The 19,161-nt window shown below is 62.3% G+C and carries 14 protein-coding genes; 6 read left to right on the forward strand and 8 right to left on the reverse strand.

What is annotated here, in order from left to right; genetic code table 11:
• The first annotated feature begins 27 nt into the window (after positions 1–27).
• Positions 28–921 (forward strand): hypothetical protein, encoded by an 894-nt coding sequence (locus JSO19_RS01530; protein ID WP_270909278.1) that lies wholly within the window; start codon positions 28–30, stop codon positions 919–921.
• A 23-nt stretch (positions 922–944) separates the two neighbouring features.
• Here the strand turns inward: JSO19_RS01530 and JSO19_RS01535 are convergent, their stop codons facing one another.
• Positions 945–2,630 (reverse strand): ATP-dependent helicase, encoded by a 1,686-nt coding sequence (locus JSO19_RS01535; RefSeq protein ID WP_270909280.1) that lies wholly within the window; start codon positions 2,628–2,630, stop codon positions 945–947.
• 91 nt (positions 2,631–2,721) lie between these two features.
• Here JSO19_RS01535 and JSO19_RS01540 point away from each other — a divergent pair, with 91 nt between their 5' ends.
• Positions 2,722–3,963: a phosphotransferase gene (locus JSO19_RS01540; RefSeq protein ID WP_270909282.1), complete on the forward strand. Its 1,242-nt coding sequence runs from the start codon at positions 2,722–2,724 to the stop codon at positions 3,961–3,963.
• A gap of 139 nt (positions 3,964–4,102) precedes the next feature.
• On the opposite strand, the gene JSO19_RS01545 is transcribed toward JSO19_RS01540, so the two are convergent.
• The 3 genes from JSO19_RS01545 to JSO19_RS01555 are packed head-to-tail and all read right to left on the reverse strand — an operon-like array spanning position 4,103 to position 11,856.
• Entirely contained in the window at positions 4,103–7,432 is a 3,330-nt protein-coding gene (locus JSO19_RS01545; protein ID WP_270909283.1) for an ATP-dependent DNA helicase, read from the reverse strand.
• Positions 7,429–10,737 (reverse strand): UrvD/REP family ATP-dependent DNA helicase, encoded by a 3,309-nt coding sequence (locus tag JSO19_RS01550; RefSeq protein ID WP_270909285.1) that lies wholly within the window; start codon positions 10,735–10,737, stop codon positions 7,429–7,431. The genes JSO19_RS01545 and JSO19_RS01550 overlap by 4 nt, the downstream gene beginning before the upstream one ends.
• Before the next feature lie 9 nt (positions 10,738–10,746).
• Positions 10,747–11,856, reverse strand: a complete 1,110-nt coding sequence (locus JSO19_RS01555) for a VanZ family protein (protein ID WP_270909287.1) — start codon at positions 11,854–11,856, stop codon at positions 10,747–10,749.
• A 112-nt stretch (positions 11,857–11,968) separates the two neighbouring features.
• Between JSO19_RS01555 and JSO19_RS01560 the strand changes: the two genes are divergently transcribed.
• On the forward strand, positions 11,969–12,193 hold the full coding sequence (locus JSO19_RS01560) for a DUF3107 domain-containing protein (RefSeq protein ID WP_270909288.1): 225 nt from the start codon (positions 11,969–11,971) through the stop codon (positions 12,191–12,193).
• 82 nt (positions 12,194–12,275) lie between these two features.
• Here the strand turns inward: JSO19_RS01560 and JSO19_RS01565 are convergent, their stop codons facing one another.
• A complete protein-coding gene (locus JSO19_RS01565) occupies positions 12,276–12,992 on the reverse strand; it encodes a ferritin-like fold-containing protein (protein ID WP_270909290.1) in 717 nt (238 codons plus the stop codon).
• 123 nt (positions 12,993–13,115) lie between these two features.
• Here JSO19_RS01565 and JSO19_RS01570 point away from each other — a divergent pair, with 123 nt between their 5' ends.
• Positions 13,116–14,615, forward strand: a complete 1,500-nt coding sequence (locus JSO19_RS01570) for a DEAD/DEAH box helicase (RefSeq protein ID WP_270909292.1) — start codon at positions 13,116–13,118, stop codon at positions 14,613–14,615.
• A gap of 37 nt (positions 14,616–14,652) precedes the next feature.
• Here the strand turns inward: JSO19_RS01570 and JSO19_RS01575 are convergent, their stop codons facing one another.
• The gene (locus tag JSO19_RS01575; RefSeq protein ID WP_270909295.1) at positions 14,653–15,504 is read right to left on the reverse strand and encodes a PHP domain-containing protein; all 852 of its coding nucleotides are present in this window, start codon (positions 15,502–15,504) and stop codon (positions 14,653–14,655) included.
• A 67-nt stretch (positions 15,505–15,571) separates the two neighbouring features.
• Between JSO19_RS01575 and JSO19_RS01580 the strand changes: the two genes are divergently transcribed.
• Positions 15,572–16,954, forward strand: coding sequence for an aminopeptidase P family protein (locus JSO19_RS01580; protein ID WP_270909297.1), 1,383 nt, complete (start codon positions 15,572–15,574; stop codon positions 16,952–16,954).
• Positions 16,955–17,016: 62 nt separating this feature from the next.
• Here the strand turns inward: JSO19_RS01580 and JSO19_RS01585 are convergent, their stop codons facing one another.
• On the reverse strand, positions 17,017–17,517 hold the full coding sequence (locus JSO19_RS01585) for a general stress protein (protein WP_270909299.1): 501 nt from the start codon (positions 17,515–17,517) through the stop codon (positions 17,017–17,019).
• Between the two features lie 50 nt (positions 17,518–17,567).
• Between JSO19_RS01585 and JSO19_RS01590 the strand changes: the two genes are divergently transcribed.
• Positions 17,568–18,719: a P-loop NTPase gene (locus JSO19_RS01590; protein ID WP_442915669.1), complete on the forward strand. Its 1,152-nt coding sequence runs from the start codon at positions 17,568–17,570 to the stop codon at positions 18,717–18,719.
• On the opposite strand, the gene JSO19_RS01595 is transcribed toward JSO19_RS01590, so the two are convergent.
• The gene (locus JSO19_RS01595; protein ID WP_270909303.1) at positions 18,716–19,147 is read right to left on the reverse strand and encodes a Sec-independent protein translocase subunit TatA/TatB; all 432 of its coding nucleotides are present in this window, start codon (positions 19,145–19,147) and stop codon (positions 18,716–18,718) included. The two genes, JSO19_RS01590 and JSO19_RS01595, sit on opposite strands and share 4 nt — an antisense overlap.
• Between the last annotated feature and the right edge of the window lie 14 nt (positions 19,148–19,161).

Below are 19,161 nucleotides of genomic sequence, written 5' to 3' on the forward strand. Positions count from 1 at the left end.
CAACCGCCCGCAGCGAGAATAGCGAGTATGAACACGCTCGCTTTCGTTACCCCGCTGCTCTGGTCAGCGCCACTCACCGCCCGCTTTGGGGTTGATGAGCCACGGCTCACCCTTGCCCTGCGCTCACGGTCAGAGGCAAAGTTGCTGCAGCTCATTCACCAGGGCACCACCTGTGCCGCGCTCAATCGTGCCGCTGAGGCAGAGGGGGTGAGCGCGGCCGACGTCAGTCAGCTCCTCGGCCTGCTCGAACCGGTTCTCGCGACGCCACGGCGTACGCTTTCACGCTCTGCTCCCAATCGTTCAGTGACGATAACCGACCGTTCGCGGGGCGCCGCGCAGCTCGCCCAAGGGCTGCTCGCGCTCGGTGTGAGCGCCCGACTTGCCGCCGCGCCGGTAACCCCGCACAGCGGTAGAGCTACCGCTGTGCGGGGCGAGCTCACCTCGACGTACCTCACCCTCGATCGTTTTGCATACGACGTCGGGCGGCTTACCGCGCTCACGGCCCGCGGCTTCGAAGTGCTGCCCGTGCTGTTCACCGACACGAGTGTCACGATCGGGCCGGTGCTGCGCGAGCCTCGCCATACCGACAGCGCCCAAAACTCAACGCTCCAGCGCCAGTGCCCTGGCTGTTTCACCGCGTTCAACGCCGATGCGCTCAAGCGATGGGGCGAGTGGGCTGGGCAGCTCGTCGGCGTGCCGCTCTGGGTCGAGCGTGGCGAGCCTTCGCTCACCATCGCGACCCTCGCAACGATGGTTCTCAGCAGCGTTGAAGGCGCCCGCTTCACCGTGCGGCTCTCCTCACACGGCGAGGTCGAGCACTGCTCCCGCGACTTCCCCACCGCGCACCCGTCGTGCGCTAATCACGGCGTTCTCGTTCACGGGCTTGACGAACCTGCCGAGCTCGACGAACTCGCCGCATAGATGCCAGGGGGCAGCGATGCCAGTCAGCGGCGCCCGTGGGCAATACCCGCGAGCTCGATAAAGCGCGACGGGGTACGTTTGCCTCCCCCTGCGCCTGAGACGTACAGCGCATCCCTGGCGCGGGTTGTGGCGACGTAGAACAGGCGGCGTTCTTCCTCGAGCGTCCGCTCGTCTTGCGCATAACTGATAGGAAACACGCCTTCAGCGGCACCCACCAGCCAGACAACCGGCCATTCAAGACCTTTGGCGGCGTGCACGGTGCTGAGTGTTACGGCGTTCACCGACGGCTCGTGGTGCGCCTTGCTTCGACGCAGCAGCTCTTCACTAAAGGCTTCGAGGCTCGTTCCCTCCGGCAGTTCGTCAACCAGTTTCAGTAACGCGTTGAGCACTTCCCAGCGCTCACGGCCTCCTTCGCCCCGCGCGGGCGGTGCACTCGTCCACCCCTGCGTTCGCAGTACGTCGCTCACCACCTGAAAGACGGGCCGCGTATCTTTCGCAACGGCCTGGGCGCGAATCTCCATGACCGCACGCTTCACATCGGCTCGATCGAAAAAGCGCTGTGCGCCGAGCGAACGAGCATGCACTTCATTGCGAGTGAGCGCCTCCTCGAGGTGCACCGAATAGCCGTGCGAACGATACAGCACGGCGATGTCGCTCGCGGGCGTGCCCGAGGCGACCAGTGCCCGGACCGCCTGTGCGACGGCCTCGGCCTCGTCCTTTTCAGAGCCGAACCACTCGAACGAGGGAGCCGGCCCCTCATCAGTTCTCGCGGCGACGAGCCTCAGAGCACCCGGCTGCCCGTGCATGAGCGTATTCGCCGCCGTCACAATCGGCGCTGTTGAACGGTAATTCTGCTCAAGCTGCAGCTTGGTCGCTCCGGGAAACTCACTCTCGAAACCCAAGAGGTACTTGCTCGTTGCCCCAGCGAACGAATAAATCGTCTGGCTCGCGTCACCCACAACGCAAAGGTCAGTGCGCTCGCCGAGCCATGCGTGCATGAGCGCGTGCTGCAACGGCGAAATATCCTGATACTCGTCGACGGTGAAGAACCGATACTGCTGCCGCACTTCGAGGGCAACGTTGGGTTCTTGCTCGAGCATTCCGGTCATGAGAATGAGCGCATCTTCAAAGTCGATCTGCCGCCGATCATCTTTGAGGGCCTCGTAGCGTTCGTGAAACCAAAGCACCCGTTCGGGCGGCAACTCGCCGATACCACCCCGGTCGCCGACGATCTCTCCATAGCGTTCGAGGTTCAGCATTGATGACTTGCGCCACTCAATTTCGGCTGCAAGGTCTTTCATCGTTTCTCCGCGAAGCCGCATGCCCTCGCTCGCTGCGATCTGCCCGATGAGCCTAGCTTTGCCGTCGATAATGTTCGGCGATTGTCCGCCAACAACCCGTGGCCAGAAATACCCGAGCTGAGACATTGCTGCCGAGTGAAACGTGCGCGTTTGCACTCCCTGCACGCCAAGTTCATGCAGTCGTTGTTGCAGCTCAAGCGCTGCCTTGCGGGTAAAGGTCACGGCCATGACGTTCGACGGTGCGTAGGTTCCAGTGTGCACGCCGTGAGCGATACGGTGGGTGATCGTGCGTGTCTTACCCGCGCCCGCGCCCGCGTGGATCACCACGGGACCGCGAAGAGCGTACACCGCGCGCTGCTGATCAGCGTCGAGTTTCGCGCCCTCGGCATCGGGTGTGGGCACGGTCATATCGGTTCTTCCTCCGGTCAGAAATAAGAAAAGCGGCGCTTGTACGCGTGGCATAACCCTTCACACAGGATGCCTGAATACCCTAGAGATTATGGCACGTACTCCCATCACTCTAGCGGCGTTAGCCACCTCTGCGGTGTCAGGCCTTCAGGTAACCGGCTACCGTGCGCTCAGCGGTGATGCAGGGGTTGAACACAGCGTTATTCTCGAGTCATCTGAGGGTGACGTGCTCGTGCAATTGCCGACCTCGCCGACGGCCGAGGTGCACCATTCGGCAAAAATTCTCGGCCAGTCAGCGCTCACGCCAGGCGTGCGCGAACAGCTCCCTTTCGCGGCCCCTCGTGTACTCGGCATGACCCGCTGCGACGACACCAGGGCCATCGTTTCAACGTTCGTATCAGGCGATCGTTTCTCGGTCGAAGATCTCAGCGATGACGCATTGCTGCTCACCTCGATTGCCGAGACCCTCGCCGCGATCCACGCCCTGCCCCGCCTGACCGTGACCCAGCAGGGCCTTCCAGAGCGAAGCAGCAACGATGCCAGGCTCGACGCACAGGCAATCATCGACCGCGCCTACCAGTCAGGGCTTGTGCCCGAGGCTGTTCGCCAGTACTGGAACGAAAAGCTTGCCGACCAAGCGCTCTGGGATTTTGCGCCCGTCGTGGTGCACGGAAGCGTCTCTGACGATGTGCTCATCGTTGCTGATGATCACATTACCGGTGTGCTCGACTGGGCTGAACTCTCAGTCGGAGACCCCGCGGTTGATTTTGCGTGGCTTGCCGCCGCTGAGCCAGAGGTACTCGAGCGGGTCGCTGGCCTCTACGCGACACATCAGGCGAGCGCTTGGGTTCTCGCGCTCGTTGAACGCGCCCGTTTCTGGCATGAACTCGAAATCGCCGAGTGGCTGCTACACGGTCTTGAACTGCGTGATCAGTCGATCATTGACGACGCTGTCGAGCTGTTTGATCAGTTGGTGTCACACATTTTCACTGTTCCATCCAGAGAAGCGCCCTCGTCGACCCTGGCTGACGCCGAAGCCGCAGCCCGGCCCGAGTCAGTTCCCGACCACTTCTCTGAGACCGCGAGCTTCGAGATGCTCGACGAAGACCGCATGTTCCAGGTCGACCGGGACTTCCGGGCTGAGGAGCTCGAAGACACCGCGAACGATCATGAAACCAATGTGGTTGAGCGTGAAGCCACTGGCCCCTCGACCGGTCACGATGCTTCGAACACTGACGGTGACGATGAGTTTTTGACGATTCCTCTCTCGTTCAACGATGAGCGCTCGCTTGCTGACGAAGATGGAGAGAACGAGAAGAACGAGCGCGAGTAACCCGACAGGGCGCAGGACCAGCGCTGTCTTCAGCGGCTACCGACTCAGAAGGCTCCGGTTACGACGACTGCCCGTTGAGACGCACGTAACCCGGGAGGCTTACCTCTTTCCTCTCTGCCCGGCCATCGGTGAACGAGCGTTAGCCCGTGATCGTTGCGTACGCGTTCAGCCAGAGCGCTTCGAGTTCTTCTTTCTCCCGTGGTGTTTCGCTGCGTATTTCAACGTTTGCGTCGACATAGAACAGTGAGACATCAATGTCTTCAAGCGGCGTTTCAGTGTGCAGAGCATAGGCAACGCGGTAGAGGTCAAGCTGTAAGAGACGCTGCGCGGTCTCCTCATCATTTCCCGGGGTGCGCCCCGTTTTCCAGTCAACGATCTCAATGCGCCCTTCATTCGCATAGACCGCGTCGAGCTTGCACACCGCGCGACGCCCAGCAAACGGAAAGGTGATCTGCTGCTCGACGGCGATGGGCTGCCTGGTTGCCCACCTCGACGCTTCGAACGTGGCGATGAGTTGCTCGAGCTCTTGACGCTCGGTATCGCTCACGGTTTCGTCATTTTCTTCGAGCGCAAGTTCAAGGGAGGTGCCCAGAGGCGTCGTCGTTCTTCGTTCAACCCAGTCGTGAAAGAGGTTGCCGATGCGAGTTCGCCGGTACGGACGCTGAGGCACGGGGCGCAGTGCGCGGGCTTCTGCGGCTTCGGGGTCATGAATGAAGTCGTGAAACCCAGAGGCATTGATTCGCGCAAACATGCTGTTCGTGCTTGCGGCCGCTGCCCCCTCGGCAGCTTCAGCGAGCAAGAGCTCGGTCTGCGCATCAGGCTGAGCCACAGCTTCTGCGTCACGCACCATGGCTGCTGCGCGGTGTACCCGATCGTGGCGGGTGCCCAGAGCGTCGAGCGGCCAGGTGAGCGTTCGAGGCGCACGGTGTTCTGGCGCTTCTTCATGCTTACTCTCGTCTGGAAGCTCGTCAATAATCGCCGTGCCGAGCCCTTCTTCAGTCGATGAAGGAGCGTCTACGTACATCCCCTCGTATTGTGCCCTGAGGGCTTTAAGTGGCTCAGAGGGTTCAAGGCTCGTCTTTCGACCGCTCCAGAAGCAGCCGCTGAGCAGCAGTGCCTTTTTCGCTCTGGTGTAGGCAACGTAAATGAGCCGTAACTCTTCTTCGGCAAACGCGGCGGCTTGTTCCCGTTGATACTGGGCCATCGCCTCGCGGGCTTCTTTTTGCGTCTCAGCTTCTGCCCAGAGCCCAACCGGTCGCGAACGGGCGTCTCCACGACAGCGATCAGGGATCACGCCGACCGCGAGCTCGCCCTTCGAGCTGCGCGGCTTACTGGGAAACTCCGTGGCCGATTGTCTGGGAACCGCAACGAGGTCCCATTCCAAGCCCTTCGACGAGTGCACGGTAATGAGTTGTACCGTGCCAGGTTCTGGCGCGGGAATGAACGCGGGAAGAGCGTCTTCGCGTTCTGAAAACTCGAGCCACTCGAGCACCGCTTGCAGGGACCGGTCAGGAGAAACCTGCAGGAACCCTCGTACGGCTTCAGTGAGGGAGTGTAGATTTTCTCGAGCGGTGGCACTTGTCGCCGCAGAGAAACGTTCGTTCGCCTCCAGCTCAATGTCGAGGCGCAAGGCTTCGATTGCCGCCCGGATGAGATCGATAACATCGCCAGCGATCAGGCTCCTCAACCCGCGAAGCATCTCGGCCGCTTCGCGCATTCGTTCAAAGCCCGTCTCACTCATCGTGCGAACGCTCGCGTGCGTGTACGGTAATCGACGAAGCATATCAAGCGCGTCGACCAGCGAAACCTCTCGATCAAGACTCTCGAGGGCACTGCGCGCATAGTCGGTATCGACGATGCGTTGCTGCGCGAAGTCACGCCGCGCAAACCACCGTGCAGCGTCACGAAGGCCTGCGATATCTGCGGGCCCAATTGCAAACCTGGGGCCGCAAAGAAGCCGCACGAGTTCGCTCGATGCATCGGCATACCAAACGCAACGCAACGTCGCGACAAGGTCGCTCACCTCTGGAGTCTCAAGGAGGCCCCCGATGCCTACGATGCGGGATGGAATACCCCGTTCACGAAGCGCCTCAGCAAAGAGCGGCATGTCTTTGCGCTTTCGAAAGATGACCGCGGCGGTCGGCGGCTCTGCAGCGTGCTCTCTCGAGTGTTTCACCCGTTCGTCGAGTAACCACTGGGCAACCCGGCTGGCCTCTTCATCGAGCGTTTCTTCATATGCCACTTCGAGCTCGCCTTGCGTCGCGCCAGGCCGTGCTTGCAAAACCGGCACGGGAACCTGCGCGCTCATTCGAAGCGGAAGGGCCGCCCTATTGGCGGCTTCGAGCACAGCCAGTGAGTTACGCCAGCTCGTCGAGAGCGTGAGCGTTCGTTGAGCGGCGGTAGCACTGGGTGAGAAAGCGTCGTGAAACTTCGACAGGCTCTCGGTCGAGGCACCACGCCAGCCATAAATTGATTGGTGCGGATCGCCCACAGCCATCACGTGCTGCCCCGCAAAAATATGCGTCAACAGTCGTGTCTGGCCAACCGAAGTGTCTTGTACCTCATCGAGCAGCACCACGCGGTGCCTGTGACGCAAGACGGTCACTGCCTGTGGCGTTTTCGACAGCGCTTCGAGCGCAAGAGCCACCTGATCAGAGAATTCGAGCACCCCGCGCTCCCGCTTTTCGAGACTGTAGGCCTCGGCGAGATCGACGATGATGCTCGTGTGTTCAAAGACTTCGGCCTGGGAAGCAATCGCCGCGTAGACCTTCTCGCCCCGCTCACCGCGAGCAAGAGCTTTCTCGTCGTAGGGCAACCGAGGAACATCGGCGAAACTCATCAGTGCTTCGCGGGCAGCGGCGTATGTTGAAAGGTGGTCGGATACTTCATGAGCGAGCGAAAGCGTGAGTTCGGTGAGGCGGTTCACGCTCATGCCCAGCGCTGAGATGCCTGCGTGGCGAGAGCTCGTCACGACTTCTCGCGCAATGCCCCATGCAACCGACTCGTCGATGAGCTGGCCGCCAATGCCCTGGGCGCTGCCGAACTCTTGCACCAGAGCCGAGGCGAAGGCGTTATAGGTCGACACTTCGGGCAGGTCGAGCGTGGTCGTGAGTGTTTCGCTGAGCTCTACGGCACGTTGCCGCTGTGGCTCGGTGAGCTCGGCCAGCAGCGCTCGTTCGGCAAAGAGCATGAGTCGACCGCGCATGCGTTCAGCGAGTTCACCAGCGGCTTTTCTCGTGAACGTGAGGCCGAGCACCTCGCTCGGCGCGACGAGACCATTGGCGACGAGCCACACGACCCGGTTGGCGATCGTCTCGGTTTTTCCGCTCCCTGCTCCGGCGATCACGAGCGTCGAACCGTTCATGGGGCTTTCGATTACCGTGCGCTGCTCGTCTGTGGGGATGAGCGCTTCTTTGCCCGGATCGGTAAGGATTCGGGCAATCGTTTCAGCGTCAAAGAGGGGGGTCATTCGTAACTCACCGCCGGAATAATGTGGAGGCCACAGGCCCCGAACTGATGGGGGTCGGTGCAGTGATGCTCGACCTTCGCTTCGAAACGGCCGGCGGCCATAATATCGGCGACCTGTTGTACACGCTCTTCGAAAACTGCCCGTTTCTCTGGGGTGAGCGCCGGCTGATCGACAAGACGGTAGGCCTGTTTCTGCGTTGTCGCTTTGGGATGCACGAAGAGCAACGCGGCCCCACCGCTGCTTCCAAAGCTCACGGTCGTTGGTTCGCCCTCGGCATCGGCCGCTGCGTCGGGCAGGCGAAACTCGGCTTCGACCAGACCCATCTGGTACGAGAGCAGCTGCGCATTGTTCTCGGCCTCGGCTTGCGACGGAAATGAAGCACCGGTTTTGAGGTCAACGATTCTCGGCAGGCTATGCCCGTCGGCTCCGGGAACATGTTCAATACGGTCAGCGAGACCGCCAAGCTTCGCTTGCCCAATCATGAGCGAGAAACCAGCCTCACTCGCGACGAGATCCATGCCCTTTGCAGAGGCATCGCTGAGATAGTCAACGAGGCCCGTCACCATTCGGTAGGCGTTCTCACGAAACAGCGTTTCTTGCCACGGAGCGTCAAACGTCAGGTGGTTCCACTCAGCATCGATGATGCGACGTAGCTCAAGTTCGCTCGGTTCACTCATCGTTTCAAAGGCGTGGTGCACAAGCGTACCGAGTTCGGCACTCGTATTGCCCGGGCCTGGCGCAAACACCGAAATGAACCAGTTCAGGGGGCATGTCTCTGCCATCTCGATACGTGACGGGCTCACCGATACATGCGCCTCGGGGTCGGTCAGATCAACGAGTGGCCGCTCTGTCGAAGGTGTGGCAACGCCGTACCATTCATCAGGTGATGCTCCGGGAACACCCTCGCGAGCGAGGTACGCGAGCACGGTAGCTGCTGATTCAGGGGCAATACGGTGTTGCTCTTCGCCACCATTCGGCTCCTGAAAGACGTCACCATTTGACGCATCGGCTACCGCGTGTTCGGCCCGCGCGAGGGCGCCCGTGAGACTGCGCCGCAGGTGTGCGGTGTACCCCCTGAGGGTGAGCGTGACCGCTGGCAAGCCACTCGTCAGGTGCGGCCTTCCAAGGTGAAAGAACTGGCTCGGAAACTCGTCGTCGTCTTCACGAGCGATAATAAGAAGCTCGCGCCTCGGCCGCGAGCAGGCGCTTGCAAAGAGCCTCAGTTCTTCGTGCAGCATGTGACTGCGGTTAAACGGTTGCGGCGCCTCGCCGCGAAGAAGGGTCTGTAGCGCCTGCGCACCAACGAGCGAGTCACGTGAACGCATATTCGGCCAGATGCCTTCTTGCGGGCCTGCGATACAGACAATTTCGAACTCCTGGCTCGAGGCACCCTGCGGCGTTGTCACCGTCACCGCCGAGCGAACACTGCGCCGCGCCAAGCTGTCTTGCGGCACATCGCTCAACAACAGCTCGTCAATAACCTCGTTCATCGGCACGTCGCTCGCAAGCTCTTCGTGGCGTTCAAAAGCAAAAAAGAGCTCCATCATCGCATCGAGCTGGTGGTGTGCCTGCGCTGAGGCCATGCCGCTGCCATCGAGCGCCCGTGCCGAGAGCGAAGCTTGTAGCCCCGTCGATTCCCACAGCGCCCAGAGTGCCTCACGAGGCGTTCCACCCGCCGCACGAACCGTACGCGCCGAGTGAATCACTTTCGAGAGCCTCCGCAACGCTCGGCCCTCTGCGAGGTCGGGAATATCGTCAGGCGATTCGATGAGTGTCGAGTAAGCCTCGGCGAGCGTTCGAGGCTCCCGTTCGTGTACGAAGGCGTCTCGCCGATCAGCCAGCAGAACAGCGTGATCGAGTCGTCGTATCGCGAGCGGATCGAGGCCTCCGATCGGGCCGAGCAAGAGCCCCTGCAGTTCGCCCCCGCCCAACGGCACGAAGCCGAGCGCGTCTTGCAGCACCCGAAGCGTATGACGCACGAGCAACACGTGACCGATGACCATGCCGCCGGAAGCGAGCGAGGTGGGAACTTGCAGCGATTCAAGGGTGCTCGCGAGCTGTTTCGCCTGCTCGCTGGAGCGACAAATCACGGCCATGTCATGCCAGGCGATCGGGGGCTGTGCTGGGTCAAGCCCGAGATGCCGATGCCTGAGACGGTATGCGATAACCCCGGCCTGCTCAGAGAATGTACTCGCGGTTGCGCATTCGACGCTACTTTCGTGAGCAGCCTCGCTCACCGCAGCACGCTGTTGCCAACCGCCCGCTGCGCCGATGCGCTCGGTGATGCCGCGCACAAACCCCCGCAGCCGCTCATCGTGCCGAAAGACCTCGCCGAGGATGAGTACCTGTTCTTCGCCACGAACCGCACTCTCATGCGCACCACGGCGCTCAAGCTCACGGTGCAGGTGCGCGAGCACTCTGGTCGGCTCACCCGCAAACGCCGCCGTGGCGGTATCGGGGTCGCCAAATACCCAGATTCTGGTGCCGCAGTTCGCGAGGGCCGCGAGCAACGCGAGGGCACCCTCGCTGAGGTCGGCCGCGTCGTCAACGAGCACCAGTTTTGGTACCGAGAGTAAGTTGTTGCTCAGCGTTTGCTCGCCGAGCAACGCAACGGCGTCTCGCATCATCGCACTCGCAGAGCGCTCTTCTGGGTACTCGCTCACGGCGATGCGTTCGGCTCGGGCAAGTAAGAGAGCGAGAAAGCGCCACCGTCTCGCAAGCTCGTGCACGAACTCACCGTGCCCTGGTTCAGCGAGCACGCCAAGCGCAAAGGTTTCGAGCTCAGCAGCGCTCATTGAGAAGTCGTCAAGCACTCGCCACAGGTCGCGAAGCTCGGTTCGCATCGCGGTGCTCTGCACCATGTCGAACGAAATACCGCTCGACTCAGCAGCAAGCGCTTCGGTGCCCGCATCGTTCATTGCCGCAGCCTCAGTCACCGAGTCAACCGCCTCGCGCAAGATCTCGTCTTGTCGCGAGCCCATCATGAGCTGAAACGCAGGCAGCGCTAAGCGCTGTTGGTGCTCGTTGCAGAGCTGAAACGCTAACGATGCGGGCGTGCGCACGAGCGTCCCAACGCTCGCGATATCGAGCTTCGCCTCAATACGGTCTCGCAGGGAGGCTGCGTCGGCTCGCTGGTGTGAGAGCACGAGAAGCTCTTCGGGGGTGAAGGCCGCTTCGTGCAACCATGACACCACGCGCTCGACGAGAGCAGTCGTTTTACCGCTGCCAGGCGCACCGACAACGCGTGCGTGCCGCTTCGGTGAGAGGTGCTGCACCTGCAAGATGGTGTGATCGGTTGCGCTCATGCCAGTAGGTTAGCTTGCACCACCGACACGCGTGTCAACAAGTTCGGCTCCGGTCATTACGCCAGAGAGCGAACGGTGGGTCTTCGTGAATGGCACCATGACGAGCGTCGCGATTGCAATGAGCGTGAACGCCGCGTCGCCAAACTGCCAGTTCGGCAGCTCAGACGCGATGAACGGCACGGCGAGCACCGCGCTGCGGGCGAGCCGTTGCCACCAGGTGCCGGGGTGACGCTTCTTACCCTGGCCAGACCAGCGCGGAGCGATCCACACAATGGACATACCCAGCGAACCCAGCCCACGCATCGCAGGAATCAGCAGCACCACCCCGACAACCACCGCGTGCAGCCAGAACTGCACCCATGCAAAAGCTGCGAGGTCAATCTTGCCGTCGATCAGGCGCCAGGTGGTGCCGATGATCCACGACAATACGCCGCTCAGGGTCCAAACGAGGGTGTAGTTGAGAAACAGAGCGAGCACCCTGCGTGAGCCGGTGACGGGCCGCGGCTCGTTCCTCGTTGCGACCAGCTGCTCTTTAGAGGGCATCCAGAAGAGCACGAGCGGAGCGATGAGCGCACCCAGGAGCGCACCGAAGGTGTTCGTCATCAGATCGTCGACATCGCCAAGTCGGTACGCACACGGGTACATGCCCCACATCCCGGTGGCCTGAGTAACTTCGATCGCGAGCGAGAGTAGCGCGCCAAGGGCGACGGTCGCGAAGAAGCCCCGTTTGAAGTAACCGCGCACAATGACCCCGAACGGAATAAACAGCACCACGTTAAAGATGACCTGGAGGCCAAGCGTCGAGGCGAACATCGGGCCCCAGCCGATCTCAGAGGCGCGCATGGCCATTGTTTCGAGCGAGGCGAACGGCCTCAACTGCAGTTCGTGCACACCGTGAGCGGCGCACCAGTCGAGTGAACGCACGGGAGGCAACGGCAACTGGGTATAGGCGAAGAGCGCCGCCGCGTACACGCTAATGGCGGCCGCACCGAGCATTCGCCCGACGCTCAGCCTGCCGTAGCTTCGGTAATGCCAGACGAGCAGCGGCAGGAGGGCAAGAAAAAACACGGTGACGCCAATCGCCACGCCCATTTCTGCAGACCATGCCCAAACACTCATTCATCTATTGTTACGACTGAGCTCTGTGAGTTTGCACAAGGTCACCACCGAAGACACAGTTACAGACCTTAGACTGGGGTGAAGCAGAAGAACCCACTCATTGGAGGAACACTTGGACGTTCGCATCGGCATTATCCAGTCGCCACGTGAGCTCACGTTTGAAACGGATTCGAGCGCAGAAGAAATTCTCTCAGCCCTCGAAAAGGCTCGTGCTGGTGAGGGTGCTCTCGCAGCTTTCACCGACACCAAAGGCTCACAGATTCTCGTGAACCCCGACTCGATTGCTTACCTCGAGATGGGCGCGAAGGCTAGCGGGCGCGTAGGGTTCGTCAACTAGTCACGAACGCTTCAGAGACGCCGAAGGGGCCGTATGCATGCAGTGCGTACGGCCCCTTCGGCGTTTGAACTCGTGGTGTCGCCTAGGCGGTGAGCCCCAGCCCGTCCATTCGCCTGATGTGGTCGGCGATGAGCTCGGTGAATACGGGCTCCATCTCGTTCGCGTTAAACGTGCGGTGCTCGCTGAGCGCCAGCACCCCGCGTGCGACGAGCAGCGTGTCGCCCACGAGCCGCCTGCCCCAGAGCGCGAGGCGGTCAGAGAGCCCCGGAATTTCTTCGATCTGCTCGGCGAGTAGCTCGCGTAGCCGGTCGCGGCCCGTGTTGTCGGCAAGAATCTCGATGGCCTCTGCGGTGAAGCCGTCTTTGATGCCGCCGGCGAGGCTTGCAAAGAAGCCGTCGAAGAGGCCAGAGACGAGATACACCGAGAGCACGTGTTCATGCCAATCGTCAGCGGCAATGCGCTCGAGGTAGCGGTCGATGAGCCCAGCGAAAGGCTCCATTGCTTCGTGCGGATCTTCGCCGCGCTTGCGCAGTTGTTCGGTGAAGCGCTGCTGTTTCGAGAGTGCCTCGGCGGCTACCTCGGCGAGAACCGACTTCGCTTCGAGCGACGGTGCCGCAACGACCGCACGTGAAGATTGCGTGTACAGCTCAAGCTTGAGGTACGACACAAGGCCGAGAAACGGGACGACAGCGGGCGCGAACTCGGCGAGTTCGACGTGCAGTGTTCCCACGGCAGCGCTGCGAGTTTTGAGTTTTCTCGCGGGCCCGGCTTGCTTGCGAAATCGCTTGAACCAATCCATCACTCAGCCAGTTTACCCACGAATACGGGTACTATTGGAATGTTGCACGCCTTTTGAGGCCTTATACCATCGTTGCAACTTGGCACCGTGCGTGCCCACAACACCACACAGATGAGGAAACCTGTGACCACTTTCGTAGAACTCGGTATTGACGGCGATATCGCGAACGCCCTTGCAAACCGAGGCATTATCGACGCGTTCCCGATTCAGGAACAGACCATTCCCCTGGCGCTCCAGGGCCAAGACATCATCGGCCAGGCCAAGACCGGTACCGGCAAGACCTTCGGGTTCGGCCTTCCGCTCGTGCAGCGCCTCGGCCTCGACCCCGAGCCAGGCGTCAAAGCACTCATCGTGGTACCCACGCGTGAGCTCGCGGTGCAGGTATTCGAAGACCTCGTAATCGCAACCGAAAACCGTGCGACCAACGTCGTGCCCATTTACGGCGGTAAGGCATACGAGGGCCAGATCGAGCAGTTGAAGGCCGGCGCCCAGATCGTTGTCGGCACGCCCGGCCGTCTGCTCGACCTCAGCCAGCAGCGTCTGCTCGACCTCTCTAACGTCACCGAGATGGTGCTCGACGAGGCAGACAAGATGCTCGACCTCGGCTTCCTCGCCGACATCGAGAAGCTTTTCTCGAAGGTCCCGGCGATTCGCCACACGATGCTCTTCTCGGCGACGATGCCCGATACCATCGTGACCCTTGCCCGCCGCTTCATGTCGAAGCCCATTCATATTCGGGCACAGGACCCCGACGAGGGCGCAGTGCAGGCGAACATTGAGCACATCATCTACCGCGCTCACTCGCTCGACAAAGACGAGGTCATTGGCCGCATTCTGCAGGCAGAGGGCCGCGAAAAGGTCGTCATCTTTACGCGTACCAAGCGCGCAGCCTCAAAACTCCTCGAAGAGCTCACCGATCGCGGCTTCTCGGCCGCGGCCGTGCACGGTGACATGAACCAGGACCAGCGAGAGCGTTCGATGGCCCAGTTCAAGGCCGGCAAGAAAGACGTTCTCATCGCGACCGATGTTGCCGCCCGTGGCATCGACGTCGATGATGTGTCGCACGTGATCAACCACACCGTTCCCGACGACGAGAAGACGTACCTGCACCGCGTCGGCCGCACCGGTCGTGCCGGCCGTTCGGGTATCGCCGTCACGTTCGTCGACTGGGAAGACCTGCACAAGTGGGCGCTCATCGACAAGGCCCTCAGCTTCAACAAGCCCGAGCCGGTCGAGACCTATTCGTCGTCTCCGCACCTCTTTGCCGAGCTCAATATCCCCGAGGGATCGCGCGGCCGTCTCAAGCAGACCCCGGCAGCCCCACGCCCCAAGCGCGACGGTGGTCGCGAGGGCGGCCGTGACGGCGGATCGCAGCGTCGCCGCAATCGCTCAGGCGGATCGGCCCAGGGTTCATCCGCTGCCGCAGCAGGCTCAGCCTCACCCGAGGCTGCCAAGGCCGGCTCGGGCGAGACCGTAACAAACGCAGATGGCACCGATGAGCCCCGCGCACCACGCAAGCGCAATCGGCGCCGTCGCCGCAAGCCAACCGAAGGCGAAGCCGCTAGCGGTGAGGCTTCGGTAACCGCCGCTCAGCCAGCAGCGGCTCCCGCTGTAGGCGAGTAAGCATTCTGGCGTAGAGCTGCGTTCTCAGAGCGCAGCTCTACGCTTTCGTGTGCGCCGCGGCGCGAATGCGCTCGACGGTCTCTATGGGCGAGGTGCACTGCCCCAACCGGTTCGGCTTACCCGCACCGTGGTAGTCGCTTGCGCCGGTGGTCAGGAGCCCGAGGCGAACTGCCTCGTCGCGAAGCGGGGCGATCCACTCGGGCCGGTTCTCAGGATGCTCCGTTTCGACCCCCGCGAGCCCCAGGTTCGCGAGTGGGGCCAGCTCTTCGACCGCGAACGGGCTGCGCATACGCTGGGCAGCCGGGTGCGCGAGCACCGGGACTCCCCCGGCGGCAATCACCAGTTCGATCGCCTCTGAGGTCGAGAGCGTCTCGGTCGGAACGTAGTATGGGCCGCCGGGCGAAAGCGCCGTCTCGAAAGCATGTGAGCGGTCGCGAAAGTACCCACCAGCAACCAGCAGGTCGGCGAGGTGTGGGCGGCCGAGGCTCGCGGTCGCGGCGGCAGCTCCAGCGGCCGAGTCGCCGTCGAGTAGTGCGTCCCAGTCGGCATCAAAGTCGGCTCGCAGCCGGCGCACCATCTCGTGGGCTCGCTCTCTACGAGCTTCACGCAGCATCTCAAGCCTGCCCTGCAGCTCGACATTGGCGACGTCAAAACCGTACGCGAGCAGGTGAGCCGAACGCCAACCGTGAGTCGTCGTGAGCTCCATGCCCGGCAAGAAATCAAGCCCTCGCGCTCGGGCTGCCTCGCGCGCTTCGTCCCACCCCTCGGTCGTGTCGTGGTCGGTGAGCGAGAACCCTGCGAGCCCAATCGCGTGCGCCTCTTCGGCGAGTTCGGTGGGCGTTGTCGTTCCGTCTGAACAGGTTGAATGTGTGTGCAGATCGTAACGCATTGATCCATCATGGCACAGGTTCAGCAGTACTCCGCCCTTTCTCTGATTGCGGTGAGATAATCGAGTCATGTCGAAAACCACCACGCACTCAGCAGAGATCAGTAACGAAAACCGTTCAACAACCCCGACGACCGAGCGTTTCACCACGTACATTCGCTCGCAGTGGGCCGACGATGCGCGTGAGATTCCAGCGGCAAGGCCAGCGGCACCCTACGCAGCGCAGCGCCGCAGCACCCTCAGCGAGCAGTTCACGGGCAAACGCCTCGTCATCGAGGCGGGCCTCGCGAAGCAGCGGTCGAACGATACCTTCTACATCTTTCGCGCGCACTCGGCGTTCAGCCACCTCACCGGTTGGGGCGCAGACGCCCTCCCCGGTTCGATTCTCGTGCTCGAACCGAACGCATCGGGCCACGACGCAACCCTCTTCTTTCCAGAGAGCGCCGGCAAAGACACCGACGAGTTCTTCGCGAACCCCACCGTCGGCGAGTTCTGGACCGGAAAGCGCCCGAGCCTCGCGCAGGTTGCTGGCAACCTTGGCCTGAACACCCGCTCGCTCGCAGAGTTCGCCTCAGAACCGGGTGACGTCACGCTCGCAAACGCCGACCTTGCCCGCGCCGTTTCTGAACTGCGACTCGTGAAAGACGAGTACGAGATTGAGCAGATGCGCGAGGCGGTCATGGCGACCGAGCAGGGCTTCAACGCCGTCATCGAGGCATTCCCCCGCGCCACCCAGCACCCGCGCGGCGAACGCGTCGTCGAGGGCGCCTTCGGCATGCAGGCTCGCCTCGACGGCAACGGTGTCGGGTATGAGACCATCGCCGCCTCGGGTCCTCACGCCTGCACACTGCACTGGGAGAAGAACAACGGCGCGGTACTCGAGGGCGACCTGTTGCTGCTCGACGCCGGCATCGAGCTCGACAGCCTGTACACCGCCGACATCACTCGTACGCTGCCGATCTCGGGTACCTTCAGCCCGGTCCAGCGCAAGGTCTACGAGGCCGTGCTCGAGGCGGCAGACGCGGCCCACGCGATTGTGCGCCCTGGCATCACCTTCCACGAGGTACACGACACCGCAATGGCGGTCATCGAGCGTAAGACGCGCGAGTGGGGTTTCCTGCCCGAGAAGGAAGAGGGCGACGAGACCCCGTACCACCGCCGCTACATGGTGCACGGCACGAGCCACCACCTGGGCCTTGATGTTCACGACTGCGCGCAGGCGAAGCGCGAGCTGTACATGGATGGTGTGCTCGAGCCAGGCATGGTCTTCACGATCGAGCCCGGCCTGTACTTCCAGCCAGAAGACCTCACGGTTCCCGAGGAGTTTCGCGGCATCGGCGTGCGCATCGAAGATGACATCGTCGTGACCGAGACGGGCCACGAGAGCCTCTCGGCGCACATTCCCCGCACCGCTGACGACGTCGAGGCATGGGTGCAGCGACTCAACCGCTAAACGCCGCCCACGTCACGTGAGCGCGCAGTGCCCGGCGAAGGGCGCTGCGCGCTTTTTGCTTGCTATTTACCGCTCGCCGCGCTGATGAGCGTCTGCCTCGCCTGGTGCACGAGCTCTGGCTCGGTCACGAGGTCGTAGCGGCCCGCGACGAGCTGCATGACCGACGCAAAGTCGCGGCGGTTGCGGTTAATGCCGTGGGTAAAGAGACCGAACAGCATGCCGAAGCCGGCGCCGATCGCGATTGCCGAGACGAAGATCCCGGCGAACTGCGCTCCCGGCTGCACAATCAGCAGAATGAGCGAGAGAAAAAGACCGAGATACATGCCCGAGAGGGCGCCCATGAGTGCGACCCTGCCCCAGGTCACCTTGCCGGTCACCCGCTCGACACTGCGAATGTCGTCGCCGACAATGGCCACCTGGTTGACCGGAAAATCAGCGCGCGCGAGCGTATCGACCGCGTGCTGGGCATTCTGGTACGTATCGTAGGTCGAGATAATCTCGCCCATCGGAATGACCGGGGTCATCATGGCTTGGCGTCGCGACATAGGCGAAAGGTTCGTCATAGTGCAATTCTCTCACGATCCACTGAGCAACTGGTGAGCACTTCGGTACCATGGAGGCAATGGATACTGCACTGTGGAAAGCCCTCTCTCGGGTCATCGACCCAGAGATTCGCAAGCCCATCACCGAGCTGGGCATGATCACCCAGGCCACCGTCGAGGGTGAAACCGCCGTGATCACGCTGTTGCTCACGATCGTTGGCTGCCCCGCGGCCCGCTCGATCGAACGCGACACTCGCGAGGCCGCGCTCTCGGTCGAGGGCATATCAGAGGTCGACCTCACCGTCGGCGTCATGACGCCCGCGCAGCGAACCGAGTTCATTGAAAAGGTGCGCGGTAAAGCGGCACAGCGCGCCCCCCAATTCGGCCCCGACTCGCTCACACGCATCATCGCGGTCACGAGCGGTAAGGGCGGCGTGGGCAAGTCGAGCGTGACCGCCAACCTCGCGTTCGCGCTCGAACGCCGTGGTTACTCGGTCGGCATTATCGACGCTGACATTTTCGGCTTCTCCATTCCCGCGCTCCTCGGCCTCTCACGCGACGGGGTCACGCAGCTCCCAACGCGCATTGACGACCTCATGGTTCCCCCGGTCGGGCACGGGGTGAAGGCGATCTCGATCGGCATGTTTCTGGGCGACGCTGATCCGCGCGAAACCGCGGTGTCGTGGCGAGGCCCCATGCTGCACCGCACGCTCGAGCAGTTCTTGCGCGACGTCTGGTTCGGCGACCTCGACTTCCTACTGCTCGATCTGCCCCCTGGCACGGGCGATGTCGCGCTGAGCGTCGGGCAACTCCTTCCCCAGTCAGAGGTGCTCGTCGTCACGACGCCTCAGGTCGCCGCGGCCGACGTCGCAGTGCGAAGCGGCATTCTCGCCATGCAGAGCGGCCAGCGCCTGCTCGGTGTCGTCGAGACGATGTCTGGCCTCGCGCAGCCCGACGGCCAAGTACTCGAGGTGTTCGGTTCGGGCGGCGGATCAGCCGTGGCCGAGCGACTCACCGAACTCGCCTCGCAGCGCGAGGGCTCGCGGCCAGAAGTGAAGCTTCTCGCAAAGGTTCCGCTCAGCGTCCCGTTTCGTGAGGCCGGTGACTCGGGTGAGCCCGCTCCGCTCGATGACCCAGCCGTCGTCGCGATCGCTGAGCTCGCCGAACGCATTGCCCCAAGGCCGGGCGGCCTCGCGGGCCGCTCGTTACCGCTGAGTGTCTAGGTCGCCTCGTCGTCGAAGTTGAAGTCGCTCGCGATCTCATGCGAACTGCCGTACATGGCGCTCAGGCCACCAGCCGCTCCCGCAGCTGCGGCTCCTTCGACGGCTCCCTCAGCCGGGCGTTTGCGAGACCTTGACGCGGCGACCGCTCGTGCACGTCTCGCCTCGGGTGAACGCTCTTCTTCGTCGAGCGCATCACGAATGATGCGGCGTGGGTCGTACTGCCTCGGGTCGAGCTGCTTCCAGTCGACCTCGTCGTACTCGTCGCCCATCTCTTCTTTGACGCGTTCCTTGGCGCCCTCGGTCATGCGCCTGATGGTTTTCACGAACTCGCCAAGCTTCTGCGCGTAATACGGCAACCGTTCTGGGCCGAGCACGATGAGTGCTATCACCAAGACAATGGCAAGCTTTTGAAACGTGAGACCACCCATGCCTCAATGTTATA

Origin of the sequence: Leucobacter sp. UCMA 4100, assembly GCF_027853335.1 — a bacterium.
Lineage (GTDB): Bacteria > Actinomycetota > Actinomycetes > Actinomycetales > Microbacteriaceae > Leucobacter_A.